The 1,210-nt window shown below is 39.9% G+C and carries 1 protein-coding gene and 1 pseudogene; both read left to right on the plus strand.

Annotation, left to right across the window (positions count from 1 at the left end):
* On the plus strand, positions 1 to 927 hold a 927-nt coding region (gene abaQ / locus VXQ92_RS19270; RefSeq protein ID WP_416682883.1), incomplete at its 5' end, for a multidrug efflux MFS transporter AbaQ.
* 10 nt (positions 928 to 937) lie between these two features.
* Positions 938 to 1,210, plus strand: a pseudogene (locus tag VXQ92_RS19275) (FAH family protein); the annotation flags it as partial.

The raw sequence follows: 1,210 nt of genomic DNA on the forward strand, positions 1-1,210 counted from the left end.
ATTACGCAGTGGTATCCGGTGCGGCATCGCGGAAAAATCATGGGAATGTTTGTGCTTTCACAACCGATTGCCATGATGATTGCAGGGCCTTTAGCTGGTCTATTACTTGGAATGGATGGCATTGCAAATTTACACGGCTGGCAATGGTTGTTCGTTGCAGTTGGCTTGCCCGCAGTTTTATTAGCTTTACCTACATTTTTGTGGCTGCCCGATAACATTGATAAAGTGAAATGGTTAAGCATTGAACAAAAACAATGGCTTAAAAATGAACTCGTTAAAGATGAAGCCGAATATGACCAAACCCGACATGCCAATCCACTACATGCTTTAAAAGACAAACGCGTACTTTTATTAGCACTTTACTACTTACCGGTAACTTTAAGTATTTATGGTTTAAATCTCTGGCTTCCTACTATTATTAAGCAATTTGGCGGAGGTAGTGATATTCAAATTGGGTTCTTATCTAGCATTCCCTATATTTTTGGAATTATTGGACTTCTCATTATTCCGCGTAGTACTGACCGCCTGAACGATCGTTACGGACACTTAAGTTTTCTGTATGCACTAGGTGCTTGTGCAATGTTTTTAAGTGGTTGGCTAAATTCTCCAGTTATGCAGTTGGCAGCTTTGGCTGTAGTTGCGTTCTGTCTATTTTCATCGACTGCCGTGTTTTGGACATTACCGGGTCGTTTCTTAACGGGTGCAAGTGCAGCGGCTGGTATCGCCTTAATTAACTCTGTTGGAAATTTAGGTGGCTATGTCGGTCCATTTGGGATCGGACTTTTAAAAGAATACACGGGAAATATGGCTGCTGGTTTGTATTTCTTATCTATCGTCATGCTTTTTGGCTTGATTTTGACTTACATCGTCTATGCCAAGCTCGAACGTCAAAAAACACAAACAGTGAATATTCAAAAGCCTTTGTAAGGAATAAAACATGCAAATTATTCAATTTGAGAATCGTGCAAATCAACGTGCCGTCGCGAAAGTAGAAGGCAACATGGTATATCCGGTTAAAGATATTCAATCAGTTCGTGATTTAGCACTTTTAGCAATCCGCAATAAAGTTTCGTTAGAGCAACAAGTTGAGACATTAGGGTTTGAATCAGAAACTTATGATTATTCATCTTTATTAGCAGACTTAAAGGTATTGCCGCCTTTAGATCATCTAGATCCAACGCACTGCTTAATTTCCGGTACAGGTTTAACC

The organism is Acinetobacter sp. 228, assembly GCF_048147885.1.